Origin of the sequence: Bacillus salacetis (assembly GCF_049177075.1) — a bacterium.
Lineage (GTDB): Bacteria > Bacillota > Bacilli > Bacillales > Bacillaceae_B > Rossellomorea > Rossellomorea salacetis_A.
The window spans coordinates 2,028,684-2,044,563 of the sequence record NZ_CP185377.1 but is presented as its reverse complement, the minus strand read 5'-3'; the positions used below and the strand labels follow the sequence as shown (position 1 = coordinate 2,044,563).

25 protein-coding genes are annotated in these 15,880 nt (G+C 40.7%); 22 read left to right on the top strand and 3 right to left on the bottom strand.

Annotated features, from left to right (window positions below):
- Position 1: 1 nt before the first annotated feature.
- The 6 genes from ACOJQI_RS10445 (at position 2) to ACOJQI_RS10420 (ending at position 3,830) form a co-directional block, all read left to right on the top strand.
- Positions 2-1,189, top strand: coding sequence for a TraB/GumN family protein (locus tag ACOJQI_RS10445; RefSeq protein ID WP_421385157.1), 1,188 nt, complete (start codon positions 2-4; stop codon positions 1,187-1,189).
- A gap of 13 nt (positions 1,190-1,202) precedes the next feature.
- Positions 1,203-1,571 (top strand): YkvA family protein, encoded by a 369-nt coding sequence (locus ACOJQI_RS10440; protein WP_421385156.1) that lies wholly within the window; start codon positions 1,203-1,205, stop codon positions 1,569-1,571.
- 206 nt (positions 1,572-1,777) lie between these two features.
- Entirely contained in the window at positions 1,778-2,014 is a 237-nt protein-coding gene (locus ACOJQI_RS10435) for a hypothetical protein (protein ID WP_421385155.1), read from the top strand.
- Positions 2,015-2,142: 128 nt separating this feature from the next.
- Positions 2,143-2,361: a hypothetical protein gene (locus tag ACOJQI_RS10430; protein WP_421385154.1), complete on the top strand. Its 219-nt coding sequence runs from the start codon at positions 2,143-2,145 to the stop codon at positions 2,359-2,361.
- A gap of 16 nt (positions 2,362-2,377) precedes the next feature.
- The gene (locus ACOJQI_RS10425; protein ID WP_421385153.1) at positions 2,378-2,935 is read left to right on the top strand and encodes a shikimate kinase; all 558 of its coding nucleotides are present in this window, start codon (positions 2,378-2,380) and stop codon (positions 2,933-2,935) included.
- Between the two features lie 100 nt (positions 2,936-3,035).
- A complete protein-coding gene (locus tag ACOJQI_RS10420; RefSeq protein WP_421385152.1) occupies positions 3,036-3,830 on the top strand; it encodes an aminoglycoside 6-adenylyltransferase in 795 nt (264 codons plus the stop codon).
- 159 nt (positions 3,831-3,989) lie between these two features.
- Here ACOJQI_RS10420 and ACOJQI_RS10415 read toward each other — a convergent pair whose 3' ends face one another.
- From ACOJQI_RS10415 to ACOJQI_RS10405, 3 genes are all read right to left on the bottom strand, one after another.
- Complete coding sequence (locus ACOJQI_RS10415) at positions 3,990-4,235, bottom strand: OsmC family protein (RefSeq protein ID WP_421385451.1); 246 nt, start codon at positions 4,233-4,235, stop codon at positions 3,990-3,992.
- A gap of 24 nt (positions 4,236-4,259) precedes the next feature.
- Complete coding sequence (locus ACOJQI_RS10410; protein WP_421385151.1) at positions 4,260-4,460, bottom strand: hypothetical protein; 201 nt, start codon at positions 4,458-4,460, stop codon at positions 4,260-4,262.
- 80 nt (positions 4,461-4,540) lie between these two features.
- Positions 4,541-5,086 (bottom strand): GNAT family N-acetyltransferase, encoded by a 546-nt coding sequence (locus tag ACOJQI_RS10405; RefSeq protein ID WP_421385150.1) that lies wholly within the window; start codon positions 5,084-5,086, stop codon positions 4,541-4,543.
- Positions 5,087-5,233: 147 nt separating this feature from the next.
- Here ACOJQI_RS10405 and ACOJQI_RS10400 point away from each other — a divergent pair, with 147 nt between their 5' ends.
- The 16 genes from ACOJQI_RS10400 to ACOJQI_RS10325 all read left to right on the top strand — a co-directional run bounded on the left by ACOJQI_RS10400 (position 5,234) and on the right by ACOJQI_RS10325 (position 15,874).
- Positions 5,234-5,827, top strand: coding sequence for a kinase (locus ACOJQI_RS10400; protein ID WP_421385149.1), 594 nt, complete (start codon positions 5,234-5,236; stop codon positions 5,825-5,827).
- Between the two features lie 63 nt (positions 5,828-5,890).
- On the top strand, positions 5,891-6,181 hold the full coding sequence (locus ACOJQI_RS10395) for a hypothetical protein (protein WP_421385148.1): 291 nt from the start codon (positions 5,891-5,893) through the stop codon (positions 6,179-6,181).
- 95 nt (positions 6,182-6,276) lie between these two features.
- Positions 6,277-6,549 (top strand): hypothetical protein, encoded by a 273-nt coding sequence (locus ACOJQI_RS10390; RefSeq protein WP_421385147.1) that lies wholly within the window; start codon positions 6,277-6,279, stop codon positions 6,547-6,549.
- Between the two features lie 107 nt (positions 6,550-6,656).
- Positions 6,657-7,190, top strand: a complete 534-nt coding sequence (locus ACOJQI_RS10385; protein WP_421385146.1) for a GNAT family N-acetyltransferase — start codon at positions 6,657-6,659, stop codon at positions 7,188-7,190.
- A 108-nt stretch (positions 7,191-7,298) separates the two neighbouring features.
- The gene (locus tag ACOJQI_RS10380) at positions 7,299-7,652 is read left to right on the top strand and encodes a VOC family protein (protein ID WP_421385145.1); all 354 of its coding nucleotides are present in this window, start codon (positions 7,299-7,301) and stop codon (positions 7,650-7,652) included.
- A 77-nt stretch (positions 7,653-7,729) separates the two neighbouring features.
- Complete coding sequence (locus ACOJQI_RS10375; protein ID WP_421385144.1) at positions 7,730-8,950, top strand: MFS transporter; 1,221 nt, start codon at positions 7,730-7,732, stop codon at positions 8,948-8,950.
- A 54-nt stretch (positions 8,951-9,004) separates the two neighbouring features.
- On the top strand, positions 9,005-9,709 hold the full coding sequence (locus ACOJQI_RS10370) for an SGNH/GDSL hydrolase family protein (protein ID WP_421385143.1): 705 nt from the start codon (positions 9,005-9,007) through the stop codon (positions 9,707-9,709).
- A gap of 83 nt (positions 9,710-9,792) precedes the next feature.
- On the top strand, positions 9,793-9,951 hold the full coding sequence (locus ACOJQI_RS10365) for a hypothetical protein (protein WP_421385142.1): 159 nt from the start codon (positions 9,793-9,795) through the stop codon (positions 9,949-9,951).
- 141 nt (positions 9,952-10,092) lie between these two features.
- Positions 10,093-11,268 carry a CHAD domain-containing protein gene (locus ACOJQI_RS10360; protein WP_421385141.1) on the top strand — a complete coding sequence of 392 codons (1,176 nt, stop codon included), beginning with the start codon at positions 10,093-10,095 and terminating at the stop codon, positions 11,266-11,268.
- Between the two features lie 127 nt (positions 11,269-11,395).
- Positions 11,396-12,334, top strand: a complete 939-nt coding sequence (locus ACOJQI_RS10355) for an NADP-dependent oxidoreductase (protein WP_421385140.1) — start codon at positions 11,396-11,398, stop codon at positions 12,332-12,334.
- Between the two features lie 280 nt (positions 12,335-12,614).
- Entirely contained in the window at positions 12,615-13,742 is a 1,128-nt protein-coding gene (locus ACOJQI_RS10350) for an MBL fold metallo-hydrolase (RefSeq protein WP_421385139.1), read from the top strand.
- A gap of 28 nt (positions 13,743-13,770) precedes the next feature.
- The gene (locus ACOJQI_RS10345; RefSeq protein ID WP_421385450.1) at positions 13,771-14,154 is read left to right on the top strand and encodes a DUF302 domain-containing protein; all 384 of its coding nucleotides are present in this window, start codon (positions 13,771-13,773) and stop codon (positions 14,152-14,154) included.
- A 239-nt stretch (positions 14,155-14,393) separates the two neighbouring features.
- Positions 14,394-14,771: a hypothetical protein gene (locus ACOJQI_RS10340; RefSeq protein WP_421385138.1), complete on the top strand. Its 378-nt coding sequence runs from the start codon at positions 14,394-14,396 to the stop codon at positions 14,769-14,771.
- A complete protein-coding gene (locus ACOJQI_RS10335) occupies positions 14,761-15,021 on the top strand; it encodes a metal-sensitive transcriptional regulator (protein ID WP_421385137.1) in 261 nt (86 codons plus the stop codon). The genes ACOJQI_RS10340 and ACOJQI_RS10335 overlap by 11 nt, the downstream gene beginning before the upstream one ends.
- Positions 15,022-15,104: 83 nt before the next feature.
- A complete protein-coding gene (locus ACOJQI_RS10330; RefSeq protein ID WP_421385136.1) occupies positions 15,105-15,332 on the top strand; it encodes a sulfurtransferase TusA family protein in 228 nt (75 codons plus the stop codon).
- Between the two features lie 62 nt (positions 15,333-15,394).
- Entirely contained in the window at positions 15,395-15,874 is a 480-nt protein-coding gene (locus ACOJQI_RS10325; RefSeq protein WP_421385135.1) for a DsrE/DsrF/DrsH-like family protein, read from the top strand.
- Positions 15,875-15,880 lie beyond the last annotated feature (6 nt).

Sequence of the window (15,880 nt, the reverse complement as noted above, 5' to 3'; positions counted from 1 at the left end):
TATGTCTATTGGAATTGAAACTGAAACGGAACAAAACATAACCAGAATACATCTGGATGGAAAAGAATTCATTCTGATCGGTACTGCCCATGTTTCCAAGAAGAGTGCCGAGCAGGTTAAAGAAGTGATTGAAAGAGAACAGCCTGACGCTGTTTGTGTTGAATTGGATGAACCCCGCTATCAATCTGTGATGGAAGGGAACAAGTGGAAAGAGATGGACATATTCAAGGTCATCAAGGAAGGTAAGGCTTCTTTGCTGTTGATGAACCTGGCGATCTCCTCTTTCCAGAAGAGAATGGCCAAACAGTTTGGCATCAATGCCGGACAGGAAATGATCCAAGGAATCGAGTCGGCAAAAGAAGTTGGTGCGGAACTCGTTCTGGCTGACCGGAATATTCAGATAACCTTTGCCCGGATTTGGAATCAGGTAGGATTCGTCGGGAAGGCAAAACTTATGATGCAGATCTTCTACAGCATCTTCAGCAATGAGAGCATAACTGAAGAAGAATTGGAAAAGATCAAGTCTCAGGATATGCTGGATGCCATGCTGAATGATTTCACCGAGCAATTCCCGCGATTGAAAAAACCATTGATTGATGAACGCGATCAATACTTATCCCAAAAAATCAAAAATGCTCCTGGAAAGAAAATTGTCGCCGTCCTTGGCGCGGCTCACGTACCAGGGATAAAAGAGGAAATTCACAGAGAACATAATCTCGATCAGTTAAACCAGCGGCCGCCGAAGTCAAAGGTGCCTAAAATCATTGGATGGGCAATACCTGTTCTCATCCTTGCTGTCATTGCCTACACATTCATCAGCAATCCGACGGCAGGCATGCAGCAGACAATCAGCTGGATTTTATGGAATGGATCTTTCTCAGCCTTGGGGGCAGCTATCGGCCTTGGTCACCCGCTCGCTATTTTAACTGCATTTGTGGCAGCACCGATCACATCCTTGAATCCTCTTCTTGCGGCAGGCTGGTTTGCCGGTTTTGTACAAGCCTACTTCCGCCGCCCGAATGTAAGAGATTTTGAAACGCTTCCGGAAGATGTTCTCAGTGTGAAAGGGTTCTGGAATAACAAGGTCACTCGTGTACTTTTGATCGTCGTCCTGGCTAACTTGGGAAGCACCCTCGGAACGGTTATCGGCGGGGCAGATGTCGTCAGGCTGTTTTTAGAAAACTTGTAAGGTAATTAATTGTATGGGGAAAATTAAGGCATGGGCAAAGAATTTAAAGCGTCAACTTTTCACTTTGTTCTTTGCTTACAAAGATGAAAGGGTTCCGGTGTTTGCAAAGATTTTCACTACTATTGTCGTGGCTTATGCTTTAAGCCCGGTCGACCTGATTCCTGATTTCATTCCGGTTTTGGGATATCTCGATGATCTGATTCTGGTTCCACTGGGTATTTGGCTTGCTCTGAAGATGATTCCGGAACAAGTACTAGCTGACTGCAGCACTCGTGCAGATGAAAAGATGAAACTTGGCAAGCCCAAAAACTGGACTGCTGGAATCATCATTATCTTTATTTGGCTATTTGTCGCTGTATGGATTGGCACATATTTTATATGAAAAGTTCCGGCCTGTATTCTGTTAAAGAAAACAGGCCTTTCTAATGCTTGAAAGGGGTCGTGATTTCTCGAATCCACTATGCCATTACATACTTTTCCTCCTGCCTTGTAACCTAAATCCTTGACCTGGAAGATTTCAAGGTAGAATGGCAGCCTGCTGGTATGATAAGTTTAAATAGGAAAAAATTACAGGTTGGGGAGTATTTAATGAATTATTTAATTATGTCTATCATATTAAGTGCACTCTTAGCCTTCGTGCTGCTGATAATGGGACCATTGGTTGGCGGCATCCTGGCTTTCGCCATTATCGCTGGTAGTATTTTCAGGGGATTATATTTACTGACTGATATTCATAAAAAAGTATCAACATTAGTCCCCGACAAAGATAAGGCTAGAGAAGTGTATGAGGAATATCTACGAAACAAAGAAAAAGAGAATAATTGAAATAACAAAAAGCAGTTCCCCGGAGCTGCTTTTTTTATATTAAAAAAGTATTGTCGTTACGCAAATACTCTGGAATAATATACTAAATAAGTTTAATATTCTAAAAAATTTTCTAAATAGGGGGTATTATGAGAAACCTTTTGAAATGGTCGGTGTTTTGTTCGGGACCAGCCATTATGATTGCAGTCATGCTTTGGGGCTCTTCCATAGAGAATACATATTTCAGGGGGGCAGATCTTGGTCTTGGCATCTACTATTTTGGGGCAGTGATGTTTGGGGGATTATTGATATTCATCAGTTCAAGAATCGATACAAAACAAGAGGCTAAAATTAGACAGCAGGATTAATGGGAGGAGTTCAGTTTTGAAATTGGTACTGATTTTCGGACCGCAAGCCGTAGGTAAGATGACGGTCGGTCAATCATTGGCAAAACAGACGGGAATGAAGTTACTGCATAACCATATGACCATCGATCTTTTGGAACCACTATTCGGCTTTACCCCTGAAATGTGGAGGCTCACACACCAGTTTCGGGAAGAGATTTTCAAATCATTTGCCGGTACTGAAGAGATAGGGCTGATTACCACCTACGTATGGGCTTTTAATAAGAAGGAAGATTGGGAGTATGTAGAAAAGATATCTGCGATTTTCAAATCCCGCGGAGCTCAAATCTACTTTGTGGAACTTGAAGCAGATCTGGATGAAAGGTTAAAAAGGAACATAACTCCCAATAGGTTGTCGCATAAACCAACCAAACGAAATATTAAACAGTCAGAAGAACACTTGCTAAGCACCCTTGATACACTAAGGTTGAACTCGTTAGAAGGGGAAATTGCTGCAGAACACTATATACGGATCAATAATACGAAAATGGGTGCTGAAGAAGCGGCTGGAAAAATAAAAGAGGTTTTTGGATTTTAAACGATGGTGCTCTGATCAAACAATGGTGTGTCAAATAAATTTCAGGAGATGATGACCATGAGCGGGATTTAATACCAAACATGAAGAAAGAGATAGGGAATTGCCAAAGGTCCGCCAAAGGATAAAAGAAACAATAGAAAGGGACCTAATACATGATGAAAATGTAATCAGCGTATTTTATGGAGGATCGATCGGAAGCAGAAGTACCGACTTATATTCAGATATTGACCTTCGCATAGTGGTCAGGGATGAAGCTTTTGAAGATTACCGCCTTAATAAAAGGGAAAGAGCACAACACTGGGGAAAGGTGATGTTTTATGAGGACTTCCCCTGGGCATCGCACAGCGTCGCCCACTATGAAAATTTCATAAAAGTCGACTCTTTCTATTATACCAAAAAGGACATTCTTCCTTCAGTGTGGCTGAAAGAAATTGAGGTTGTATATGATAGGGATCTTTTTATGCAAGGAATTCAAAAAAAGTCCCAGGAACTAATCTATGAGCCAACGTTTGCAGAATTTGAAATATGGCGAAACAAATTTTTTGCTTATTCCCATGAAGTTTATCGGGGAGTAAAGAGGGGAGAGTTTTTCTATGCAATGAGTTCCCTCGATACCATCAGGCTTTTTCTGACGACAGGTTGGTTCATGGAAGCGGGAGTCCAGCCTAACAATCCTGGATATTGGGCGAAGCTCGGGGGAGACAGAAGCAGGCTGAAAGGATGGCAGGAATCATTTCTTGAAAGAACCCTGTGCAGGAATGATGAGAAATCTATCATGGAATCAATGAGCATAATGGTCCCGGAATTTAGAAGGATCCATAAAGTACTTTGTGAAAAGTTCGGTATAGAGGAAGATCGATGTCAAGTTAATAAAATTTTCAGTATGATACTATAATGGATTTGAAGGAGCTACTTAAAGTCCAAACAAAACGGCGTTCTGCAGAACTGCTCTCGAAGCATTATAGATTTGATTTTAACTGAAAGAGGCTTTTAAAAAGAAACAGGCGCACCTATATTTAAAAAGGCATGGGATTTCCCCATGCCTCCTGTCATATTAATATTCTTCTATCTCCCAGGAATGGTCGAATTCAATGGCTCCTTTAAGGGTTTGCGCCACTGGACAGCCTCTTTCAAAAACAGAGAGGGCACGTTCTGCTGCATCCCGTTTTCCTTCAGGAACTTTCAAGTTGTAACGGCAATTGATTTTGGTGATTTTCAAAACACCCTCGGGAGCTTCAATCACACCTTGGATATTCGCAGAGACTAAATCGGGTGACGTCGGTATTTTACGCGCCTCCAGCGCGCCTGATAATGTACCGACCAGTCAGCCGCCAGCCGCAGCCACAATGTGGTCAAGTGTTGATGGATACTCCACTTCAGGTTCGACGCCATAAAATTTCTTTACTCCACCATGGACACCAAACAGGACAGGCTCTTCAAAATTGCCTATGTATGCCTCTCTGATCTTGTTTGGTGTATCCTTTTGAATAATTGTAATTTCAGTCAACTCTTCTGGTTTACCCATTTTTCCACCACCTTTTGTAATAGGATAACTAGTTTTGGCATCTCAATGCAAATAAAGAGAATTGAGGTTGAAAAAATCTGCTACTTTTTCACTGCCACTAAAAATTCATCTCGAAGTACACCCATTATGATATTGTCATGGTATTCCCCTTCATAGAACAGCTCTCCGCGAATGACGCCTTCCTGCTTGAATCCAAGTTTTTCATAAGATTTGATTCCTCTGTCATTGTAAGAGTATACACACAATCCGATCCTATATAAGTTTAAAGTCAGGAACCCATGTTCAAGTATTAATTTCAAGGCTTCGGTACCATAGCCTTTCCCAAAGAAGTCAGGATCATGGAGGGCAATCCGGATATTCCCATTTCTATTGAGATGGTCTATTTCATTCAGGGCCAGATCACCCACTACTTCATCTGTTTCCATTGAAGCAATGACCAGATCGAGGCGATTGTCTGCAAGGGCAAAAGCATCGTAGGCCTTTTCAATTTTTTGAGGGGTCAGGAATTGTTGCAAACCCGTCATCTTCCGGATTTCAGGGTACGAAAGAGCTTTTGAGATGTGCTTGTAGTCTTCTTTTTGAAAGTGCCTTAAATATACTTTTTGACCAGTGAGAAATTTGTCCATTTGTTTATCCCCTAAACTATAGTTTGTTTCGAAAACATTATAACAAATCTATTTAAGAAAAAGGACGCAATTTTCAATAATCCGGAATATTCTGTTAGTTTTGTGATATAATCTTTAAAATATCTCATCGCAGGAGGTGGCAGGAGGTTGAAGGATCATTCCAATACCTTGTTAAAATTGGTCAAGAACAAGAAAAAAGGGAGCAGGTTCATATTAGGTATCGACGGGCTGAGCCGATCCGGCAAAACGACCTTAACACAAACCCTATGTGAAAAATTCCATACACATAATATCACTCATACCGTCTTCCATATTGATGATCACATCGTGGAGAGAAAAAGAAGGTATCATACTGGACGGGATGAATGGTTTGAATATTACTTTTTGCAATGGGATCTGCATGAGATCAGACAGAGTTTCTTTGAGAATCTTTTGTTGGCCAAACAACTCAACCTTAATTTTTATGACACTTCCACAGATTCACATAAGGCGGAGACGATTGAACTTCCTGAAGAATGTGTCATCATCGTCGAGGGGGTATTCCTTCAGCGTCAAGAATGGCGGGATTTCTTTGATTATGTAGTTTACCTTGATTGTCCTCAAAACAAACGATTTCTTCGCGAAGATGTAGAGACACAAAAGAACCTTGAAAAATTTCAAAACCGATATTGGAAAGCCGAAAATTTTTATTTAAAAGCTGTTTCCCCAAAACAGAAGGCAGATATGGTTTTGAAAGCCTAAAAGAAAAATGATTAACTTTACTCATTCCGTCCATTCTAAGAAGTAAAAGTGGAGGCGGAACATATGGGAACAGGTGATGGAAGATTTTATGGATTTATCACAAATAATTTCATCAATGAAGATGAGATGAAATTGCAGCATGATCAGTATCAGGTGTATGTAGGCGATGACCTGATCGGCCGCAAAACCTTGCTGAATCAGGCTGACAAGCTGTCTGATATTGACGATTTCCTGAGAAGTAACGGAATTGATTCTTTTCAAACTTCTTTGGAAGGGGATCACTATACCATACAACCTAATGAGAAGGCAGATAAAATTGTAAAGGCCATGGAAATTTATTTTAAAAACAGGTAGGACTTTTCCAGCTATATTAAAAATCCTATAGACAGATAATAATTGTTGAAAGGTCCTTTGGGAGCTTTCTGATTCTAAACGAAGAGGTGTTTCGTTTGAACAATTTGTTGTCGATGCTTTTCAATAACCGAAAAAGATCTTCTATTTTAAATATGTTTGGCCGAAAAAAACGGATGAACCGAAGAATGATCTGGAGCTCAATCCTGAGTCTTGGTATGAGTGCTGCAGCCTATGGTCTTAATAGAAGACGCATGGGTAACACAGCAAACTCCTTCCAAGGCCTTATGAAAAACAGGAACATGAGTACATTGCAGACTGCAATGGCCGAGTTTGCGAATGAAATTGCACCGAACAGCAAATTAAAATGAACACTGTATAATAATACCCGGAGATTCTTCCGGGTATTATTATGCGTAAGAAATTTCCATCTGAAGGTTATCAAAAAGAAAAAGAAATCAATTAGGGAGAATACATAATGAATATTGAAGAGCTTAGGTCCGAAAAGATTCAACAGTCCATGCTTGATCACTTCATTCGTTTTCAAGAAACAAAAACTGTTTTACGGGAGCAGAATGGAGAACTGCAAGAAGAGAGTGACTATTTTATCGATGATTGGTCTCAGGAAAGAAAACATGAGATCATAAATCATTTTAAGGAAGTGATTGCGCAAGGGGGAGCGGTGATTATTGCTTCTGGTGAAGAAAAAATCTTTGGTTTTGCCGTTCTGGAGGCAGGATGTTTCGGAAAAACAGCTGTTTACAGGGAATTGTCATATATCCATGTTTCTTCCGAGGCAAGGGGAAAAGGAATCGGGAGACATCTTTTTAAGGCTGCTAAAGAAAAAGCAAGGGAACTGGGAACAGAAAAGATCTATATAGGAGCACATCCTGCTTCGGCAACTCAAGCCTTTTACTATAAGATGGGTTGCACGCTTGCCAAAGAAATCAATCAGGCAATATATGACCGGGAGCCGCTTGACATCCAGTTGGAGATCAGTGTGATGAGCTGAAACCAATTCGACAAATTCCGGGGTGTGACTGTCACGCAGAAGAAGGAATTCGGCCTTCTGTACCGAATAGATTTTATGAAGGATCATTTTCGGGGAGGTTTTAATGGTATGAAGAGTCCGCTTTCTAATAAAGTTGGGGTGATTTTCATTCCTGTCAGTGACATTGAAAAGGCACGGGATTGGTATTGTGACATTTTTGGATTTCCAGCAGATGGTGAGATTATGTTCGGGCATTTATATTCCTTGCCCATGCAGGACACCAATATCATCCTCGACAGCAAGATCTACTCAGAAGAAAACACTTTTAAAGTATCTCCATTCCATATTAATACCGACGATATCCAAGCGGCTTATCGATACATGAAAGAAAAGGGAGTCAAAATGATTTCGGAGATTCAGCACGATCATTTTTTTAACTTTCAGGATCCTGATGGAAACCATATCATGGTATGTCAATGTTAGCTGCATAATGAAAAAGGGTGCCCGCGCACTCTTTTTTAAACTTGAACAGCTTTTTCTAAAGGAAGAGAAGTGATGAAATGATGAAATCATCGTGGAAAGCATTAATATGGATAGCAACGGCAGAATTGTTTGCCCTTAGTCTTTGGTTCGGTGCCTCCGTAACAGCCCCCGAGCTGAACGATCTGTGGGATGCCGGCGCAAATCTAGAAGCATGGCTGTCAGCGTCCGTCCCAATAGGATTTGTCCTCGGTGCGTTTGCCAGTTCCTATTTTGGATTGGCTGATCGTTTTAATCCGCGGTTCATTTTTGCTGTATCGGCTCTCCTAGGCGCGGCTTTTAATGGATTGATATTGATCAGTGATGGCGCACTGAACGGAATCACACTTCGTATTTTAACAGGGGTTACACTTGCGGGAGTCTATCCTACAGCTGTGAAACTATTGTCCCAGTGGTTTCCAAAGAGACGCGGCTTGGCTATCGGTGTCCTGATTGCGGCATTGACACTTGGTTCGTCACTGCCGCATTTTATCGTTTTATTTTTTTCTGCACTTCAATGGCAATGGATCATTCTGACAAGCTCCTTTTTATCAGTGGTTTCCTCAGGTATTATATATTTCATTCTTAAGGATGCTCCCGTCGAGAAAGAGAACAAACCTTTCTCTTTTTCTTTGATAAAAAAAGTAAGGGAGAATAGGGCTGTCATGCTTGCAAACTATGGCTACTTTGGCCATATGTGGGAACTTTATGCAATGTGGACCTGGCTGCCAGTTTTCTTGTCGGCAAGTTTTCAACATAATACCGGTTCCGCTTCTCCAGCTTTGATTGCCTTTTGTTCGTTCCTTACGATTGGTATAGCCGGTGCAGCTGGATCTGTGGCAGGGGGTTGGCTGGCGGACAGAATCGGCAGGGCGTCGTTAACCATTTTGTCCATGGGAATCAGCGCGTTGTGTGCCTTAAGTATCGGGTTTACCTTTGGCCAATCATTTTGGGTAACAATTTCTCTTGCCTTCATTTGGGGTATCTTCATCATTTCTGATTCCGCTCAGTTTTCTGCGGCAGTTACAGAGTTTGCAGAAAGTGAATATGTAGGCACAGCTTTGACTTTCCAGATGTGCATCGGTTTTCTCATTACGATAGTTTCCATTAACTTAATACCGTACCTGCAGCAGATTCTTGGCTGGAAATGGGTGTTTTCTGTTTTGGCAATTGGACCTCTCCTTGGTTTGGTTTCCATGGCAAAATTTAAAACCTGGGAAAAGAGGTTGGGCAGTCCCGAGCAAATATCCAAGCAAGCCTGAGATTTTATGGTAAAATAATAAAAACTTATTTTACTAGAATAAGAGGTGTCGATATTGAAAATCGTTTGCTTTGGTGACAGCCTGACTCGAGGTGTTTCTTTTGTTAAAGGACGCTTAAGGATTGTGAAAGAAAACTACCCCAAAGTACTTCAACAATTATTCTCAGAAAACAATAAAGAAGTTTCAGTCGTGAATAAAGGTGTGTTTAATGACAATTCTGAACTCCTGTTGAGCCGACTGGAAAAAGACGTAATCAATGAAAAGCCGAATTATGTGATCATCGAAATCGGGGGCAATGATTGTAACTTCAAATGGGATGAGGTGGCCGCAAAACCATGGGAAGAGCACGAGGCAATCGTGCCGATGAATCAGTATTTAGACAATATCAAAGCATTGATCACGAATATTAAGCAAAATGAAATTACACCGGTGATCGCCACCCTTCCTCCATTGGACCCTGTCCGTTACTATAAAAACATTTCTGAAAAGTACAGCCCTGCAATCAGCCACTGGATCAGCGAAGTCGGCGGCATCGACTACTGGCACGGTCTATACAACCGAAATTTAAACAAACTGGCAGAGGAATACAATATCCTGAAGGTGGATGTAAGGTCAGCCTTGAAAAAAGCAGGAGATCTTATTGATTTAATTAGTGACGATGGAATACATTTAACTGCCGAAGGATATAAAGTTCTCAGTGAAGAGATATATCAAAACATCGAAAAATGGACAAAAGAAGAAAATTCACAATTGGTTTGAAGGGTGTACCGAAATGGTTACATCCTTTTTTGTATACTTCAAGAAACAGAAGGAAATCGTATGGAAGAAAGGAGTTGGTATAAGTGGATATTGAAAAGAAGAAACAAACCGACGAAGCGACAATTGCTCCTGGAATGGATGATGGGCAGGGCCTGAACCAGGATGCAACCGACAAAGATATCAAGGAAGGAGACTACACCGAAGTCACGACACTTTCGTATGACGAGGTAGACCCGAGCTGAATAATGAATGGGAAAGCACTAAGTCAAAAACGGCTGAAGTGCTTTTTTTATTTAATAGAAAAGGAAGTATTCACGGTATTGTTTCTTAAAAAAGCATTCAGGGAAAATACCAATATCACAATCTGGAAAGGAAGTGCAGGCATGAAGATCGTTTCTGTAACGAGGATTCTGGATGACAGGGGGCGTTTCGTCTTCCCTGAAGAGGCTCGAAAAACGCTGGATCTTAAAGATGATTTATTTTTGTCAATCGATAATGCAAAACAGATCATTCATGTCAGTAAAAATGGACATGGCGTAAAAAGAACACTAGATGAAAGCGGAAGGCTTTCACTTCCTTCTGATTACCTTCAGCAGCTGAATTGGAAATCTGGTTCTGAAATAGGACTCTATATAGAAGGAGTAAAGGGCATTTTACAAGAGAAGGCTCCTTCGTGCGTGATTTGCGGCAGCAATCAGACCCTCTTGAAAGTAAAAAAAACACTCGTCTGTAATGATTGCATCCAGACAGGTAACGAGGCAATGGTAAATAAATGGGCTGATATGCTTGAAAATCTATTAAAGGAATATAAAGGTTATTGTGATGACGCTGTTTCCTTTAAAGATACAGAGGATGTCCATAAATCAAGGACAAAAGGGCGCAGGCTGCGGACCCTCATCCATTTTATCGGAGTCGGCAAAGACCATCCTTTATATGAACGATTGAAAAAAGCTCATGATGCCTTAGGGAAGGTAAGAGAAGAGGATGTTTTCATTGAATCTTTTGAAAAAGAAGCAGAAACCAATTCATATGGTGATGTTTATCGTGAATTTACTAAAGAGGCCGGAAAAAAAAGAGATCAACACCGTAAGAAGTTAAAGAAAAAGCTTCCTGACATAATAGATGAGAAATTCATGTCCCAATTTCACAGCTTTTTAAAGAACGAGTTGAAAAATTATATTTTACCTTTAGATATATCCTCGGAGCTTCAAAAACAGGAAAAAGACTTTGATAAACGGGTCAATAATTATCACCAAGTGATTGCAGAGGAGGGCAAATTCACTGAAGAAGGGATTGATGCCCTTCATGAAGTCCGCAAAAAAGCGAAAAAGCTCCGGTACATTTATAGTTACCTTGATAAATTGTACTCTGAAGATTATAAGTCCAACTCAAAACCGTACAAAAAGATTCAAAAGAAATTCGGGGACATCATTGATCTGCGTGATTGGCTGGATGAAATGGACAGCTTGGAGGTTGGCAGTAAAGAGGAAGATGTTCAGAGTGTCAGAAACGAGCTTCAGCAAAGGCAGAAGAAGTTTCTTGAACAAATCACCCTTTAGGTTTTGCTGAGCCATTTAAAGATTTAATAGTACCATCGATTTAATAATGTTTCTTAAATGTTTATGTTCTTGATAATCAAGGAAACCTATACAGATAGAATCATTTTCAATCAGGGAGGCACTAAGAATGAAAGCAATTGTAATCAATCAATACGGCGGAAAAGATGTTTTGCAAGAAAGCGAATTAGAAAAACCGGCTATCGGCGATGACCAGGTATTGGTGGAAGTTCATGCAACATCTATAAACCCGATTGACTGGAAACTGAGGGAAGGGTATTTGAAAGAAATGCTTCCATTTGAATTTCCAATCATACTGGGGTGGGATGTTGCAGGAATCATCGCTGATACAGGAAAGAATGTAGACAGTTTTAAGAAAGGTGACCGCGTTTTTGCTCGCCCTGCCACGACGAATAGAGGTACGTACGCTGAATATACTGCTGTAGATGCTCATCTTCTAGCCAAAATGCCGGATGAAATGAGTTATGCAGATGCAGCTGCGATTCCTTTGGCCGGACTGACTGCATGGCAATGCCTTGTCGATTTTGGAAAAGTGAAACAAGGCGAGAAAGTTTTAATCCATGCAGGAGCCGGCGGAGTCGGTATATACGCCATCCAAATCGCCAAAAGTTTTGGAGCTGAAGTGGTAACAACTGCAAGTGAGAAAAACATCGAGTTCCTCAAGTCACTTGGAGCCGACAGGGTCATCAACTATAAAGAAGAGGACTTCAGTGAAATTCTTCAAGATGTTGATTTTGTTTTGGATTCCATTGGCGGAGATGTCCAAACCAGCAGCTATAAGGTTTTGAAAAAGAACGGAAAGCTGGTCTCGATTGTTTCGCCTCCTGATGAAGAAGAAGCTAAAAAACACAATGTGAATGCAGGGTTCCTCTGGCTTGAACCCAATGGTGAGCAATTGAAGAAACTGGCAGATGCTTATTCTGCCGGTAATTTAAAACCAGTGATTGGCTCCACCTTTAAACTCGGTGAAGAAGCAATCCAGGAAGCACATGCTTTAAGTGAGACACACCATGCAAGAGGAAAAATTGTGATCCTGGTAAAAGAGTAAGGAAAGAAGCGATAGGCATGATATGTCTTTCGCTTTTTTTTGTTCACTTTGAAATCCCTAAATCATTGTTTCTGCAGCTGATGGCGATAGCACCTTTACTAAGTATCCTCTGAATAGAATTCAAATACCAAACACAAAATTATCATGTAGGTCATTTTTTTTACTGTATAAAGTGTATTTAATACGTATAGGGGTAAGGGAATAATACCTTTGATGAAGCAAGAGTTGTTGAACTCTTAACTTTTGCTGAAGAGAAATAAATTAAGGAGGGAGATTACACATGACTGTCAGTTTCATTTCGCCCAGAGAACTCGTAAGGAAAGTGCTAAGCAAACAAAAAGTGTTCATCGTGGATGTCAGGAATACCGATGCTTTCGATGATTGGAAAATAGAAGGGAGGAATGTTGATATCATCAATGCTCCTTTTTCAGAAATCAGGGAAAAAGGCATTGAACCCTTCCTAGAAAAGCTGCCAAAAAATCAGGAGATTCATGTGATTTGTGCCAAGGGCAATTCTTCGAAGAAAGCAGCTGAAGCGATAGACAAAGCAGGATATACAGATGTCTATTCGGTAGAAGGGGGAATGAGTGCCTGGAGTGAGCATCTTGAACCGATTAAGATTGGTGACCTCAAAGAAGGAGGGACATTATATCAATTCGTCCGTATCGGAAAAGGATGTCTCTCATATATGATTCAATCAAATGGAGAAGCAGCCATTATCGATGCTGCAAGGATGACAACGCCCTACCGGGATGTACTCGCTGAAAATAATGTCAAGTTGACACGTGTCCTTGATACCCACTTGCATGCCGATCATATTTCGGGCGGCCGGGACTTGGCAGAAAGTTCTGATGCTGAATACTATCTTCCATCAAAGGATGCCGGTGAAGTCCAGTTCCCCTATAACCCTGTAACCGACCGTGACCGATATGAGATCGGCTATTCCGAAATCAAAGCACTATACTCACCAGGGCATACCATAGGAAGTACCTCATATATAATTGATGACCAGTATTTACTGACGGGAGACATACTGTTTATCGATTCAATTGGGCGGCCCGATCTTGCAGGAAAAGCAGAAGACTGGGTCGGGGACCTGCGGACTACCTTATACAAAAGATACAAGGAGTTGACGGATGACATGATTGTTCTGCCAGCTCATTACATGGGAATCGAGGAAATGAATGAAGATGGAAGTGTCTCTGCCAAACTGGGAACTCTCTATCAAGAAAATCACGGATTGAACATAAAAGATGAAGAGGAATTCAGAAAAACGGTTACGGAAAACCTGCCGCCTCAGCCGAATTCCTATGAAGATATCCGTCAAACCAATATGGGTAAAGAGACACCCGATGAAGAAAAGCAAAATGAAATGGAAACAGGCCCAAACCGCTGCGCTGTAAGATAAGAAACGAAAAGGAAAGGGGAAGATGAAATTGTTCGATTATACCCTATCAACTGAAAAAAGTATCGAGGAAGCGATTAACAGTCTGGAAAACAGTTTAAAAGAAGAAAAATTCGGCGTTTTATGGACGTTTGATATTAAAGAGAAGTTACAGGAAAAAGGGCTCGAATTTGAAAAAGAATTCAAAGTCCTTGAAGTCTGTAACCCAAAAGAAGCCCAGAGAGTGCTGAATGAGAACATAATGGCAGGTTACTTTCTCCCATGCAAAATGGTAGTTTATGAAGAAGGCGGACAAACAAAAATCGGGATGCCAAAACCAACTTCTCTTATTTCCATGCTGAACGAAGAAACAATGAAAGAATTTGCAAAGGACATTGAAGACCGTCTGATTGCCTGCATGAAGAAAAGTGTATAAAGAACTTGAGGATGGATCCCGCAAGGATTCATCCTTTCTATATAGAGTTGTAAAACAAAATAATTGCACTCATAATACCTTAGGTGGTAAAGTGACATCATTCCAGACAGAGGAATAAAACCCTCTCTTTTTTAGTTTTTGAAGATATTTTTAAGATGTTGACAACATACCCCGTTGGGTATATAATAAGTTTTGTAAGCACGCCAAATTGCTTAGAAATTGAATAGGGTGATACAGTAATGTTATTATTAATAATCATAGTAGCCAGTGTGTTAATAGCACTATATAAGAGATATTTTCCCGTGACAGGAGTCCATCGATTGGTTGAAACTCCACCCGCGGCAGATTCAATTCAACTATTAGATGTAAGAGATTATAACCAGTCTTTCAACAATCCGGTACCCCAATCCATTAATCTTCCAGTTGCTTATTTAAATAGAAACATTCATGAACTTTCAGGCAGCAGGGTCCATGTGGTTGCTTCGTCGAAACTTGAGAAGAACATGAGCATCAGGATACTTAGAAGAAAAGGCATTGAAGTAGCAGGATTTACATTGACTGAACGACAATCTCCGCCAAAACAAGATAAAGGAAAGGGGTATTGTTATGGAATATAACGACCAGGTCAAAAACCGGGTAAAGCGAATGGAAGGCCAGCTAAGAGGCGTCCTTAAGATGATGGAAGAAAACAAAGATTGTAAAGATGTGATTACTCAATTATCAGCCGTCCGGTCTGCAGTTGACCGCACAGTCGGTGTCATTGTCAGTTCAAATCTCGTAGAATGTGTACTTGAAGCAGAGAAACGGGGCGAAAAGACAGACGATGTAATCAAAGAAGCTGTCAATCTACTGGTAAAAAGCCGATAATTTAAAAGGGTTGACAGCCTTTTTTTTACTTGTTATTATACCCCTATGGGTAATTGAATAAATAACATTAGGAGGAATTACAAATGAACGCAGATAAAGTTTTGGATGCAAAAGGTTTAGCTTGTCCGATGCCTATCGTTAAAACTAAGAAAGCAATGAATGAATTGGAATCCGGCCAGGTGCTTGAAGTACTTGCTACAGATAAAGGAGCAAAAAATGATTTGACTGCATGGGCAAAGTCAGGCGGGCATGAATTGGTTGACCATAAAGAAGAAAATGATGTCTTTACTTTCTGGATCAAAAAGGGATAAAAATTTTTAGTAATGTTTATACCCCTACGGGTAGGGGAACTAAAAAATAGGAGGAACACATTATGTCAGAGAAGAAAAAAACAACGATTGTATTATTCAGCGGTGACTATGATAAAGCAATGGCTGCTTATATCATTGCAAACGGAGCAGCTGCATATGACCACGAGGTAACGATTTTCCACACATTTTGGGGATTGAACGCACTTCGTAAAGATGAAAATATCGAAGTGAAGAAAGGTTTCATGGAGAAAATGTTCGGCAGGATGATGCCAAGAGGCGCTGACAAAATGGGCCTTTCCAACATGCACTTTGCAGGAATGGGACCAAAGATGATTAAAGGTGTAATGAAGAAACACAATGCAATGTCATTGCCTGCACTGATTGAAATGGCACAGGAACAAGATGTCAAGCTCGTTTCTTGTACAATGACGATGGACCTTTTGGGATTGCAAAAAGAAGAGTTATTGGATAATATCGAATATGCTGGGGTTGCGGCATATTTAGCAGATGCAGAAGACGGAAACGTTAACCTGTTCATCTAGTAAGGG

Excerpts from the sequence above, each read along its gene's own strand:
- ACOJQI_RS10360 (WP_421385141.1), top strand. The coding sequence starts at position 10,093 with ATGAAGATCGTTTCTGTAACGAGGATTCTGGATGACAGGGGGCGTTTC.
- ACOJQI_RS10335 (WP_421385137.1), top strand. The coding sequence starts at position 14,761 with ATGGAATATAACGACCAGGTCAAAAACCGGGTAAAGCGAATGGAAGGC.
- ACOJQI_RS10380 (WP_421385145.1), top strand. The coding sequence starts at position 7,299 with ATGAAGAGTCCGCTTTCTAATAAAGTTGGGGTGATTTTCATTCCTGTC.
- ACOJQI_RS10325 (WP_421385135.1), top strand. The coding sequence starts at position 15,395 with ATGTCAGAGAAGAAAAAAACAACGATTGTATTATTCAGCGGTGACTAT.
- ACOJQI_RS10375 (WP_421385144.1), top strand. The coding sequence starts at position 7,730 with ATGATGAAATCATCGTGGAAAGCATTAATATGGATAGCAACGGCAGAA.
- ACOJQI_RS10340 (WP_421385138.1), top strand. The coding sequence starts at position 14,394 with ATGTTATTATTAATAATCATAGTAGCCAGTGTGTTAATAGCACTATAT.
- ACOJQI_RS10395 (WP_421385148.1), top strand. The coding sequence starts at position 5,891 with ATGGGAACAGGTGATGGAAGATTTTATGGATTTATCACAAATAATTTC.
- ACOJQI_RS10445 (WP_421385157.1), top strand. The coding sequence starts at position 2 with ATGTCTATTGGAATTGAAACTGAAACGGAACAAAACATAACCAGAATA.
- ACOJQI_RS10330 (WP_421385136.1), top strand. The coding sequence starts at position 15,105 with ATGAACGCAGATAAAGTTTTGGATGCAAAAGGTTTAGCTTGTCCGATG.
- ACOJQI_RS10385 (WP_421385146.1), top strand. The coding sequence starts at position 6,657 with ATGAATATTGAAGAGCTTAGGTCCGAAAAGATTCAACAGTCCATGCTT.
- ACOJQI_RS10355 (WP_421385140.1), top strand. The coding sequence starts at position 11,396 with ATGAAAGCAATTGTAATCAATCAATACGGCGGAAAAGATGTTTTGCAA.
- ACOJQI_RS10440 (WP_421385156.1), top strand. The coding sequence starts at position 1,203 with ATGGGGAAAATTAAGGCATGGGCAAAGAATTTAAAGCGTCAACTTTTC.
- ACOJQI_RS10435 (WP_421385155.1), top strand. The coding sequence starts at position 1,778 with ATGAATTATTTAATTATGTCTATCATATTAAGTGCACTCTTAGCCTTC.
- ACOJQI_RS10410 (WP_421385151.1), bottom strand. The coding sequence starts at position 4,460 with ATGGGTAAACCAGAAGAGTTGACTGAAATTACAATTATTCAAAAGGAT.
- ACOJQI_RS10430 (WP_421385154.1), top strand. The coding sequence starts at position 2,143 with ATGAGAAACCTTTTGAAATGGTCGGTGTTTTGTTCGGGACCAGCCATT.
- ACOJQI_RS10405 (WP_421385150.1), bottom strand. The coding sequence starts at position 5,086 with ATGGACAAATTTCTCACTGGTCAAAAAGTATATTTAAGGCACTTTCAA.
- ACOJQI_RS10350 (WP_421385139.1), top strand. The coding sequence starts at position 12,615 with ATGACTGTCAGTTTCATTTCGCCCAGAGAACTCGTAAGGAAAGTGCTA.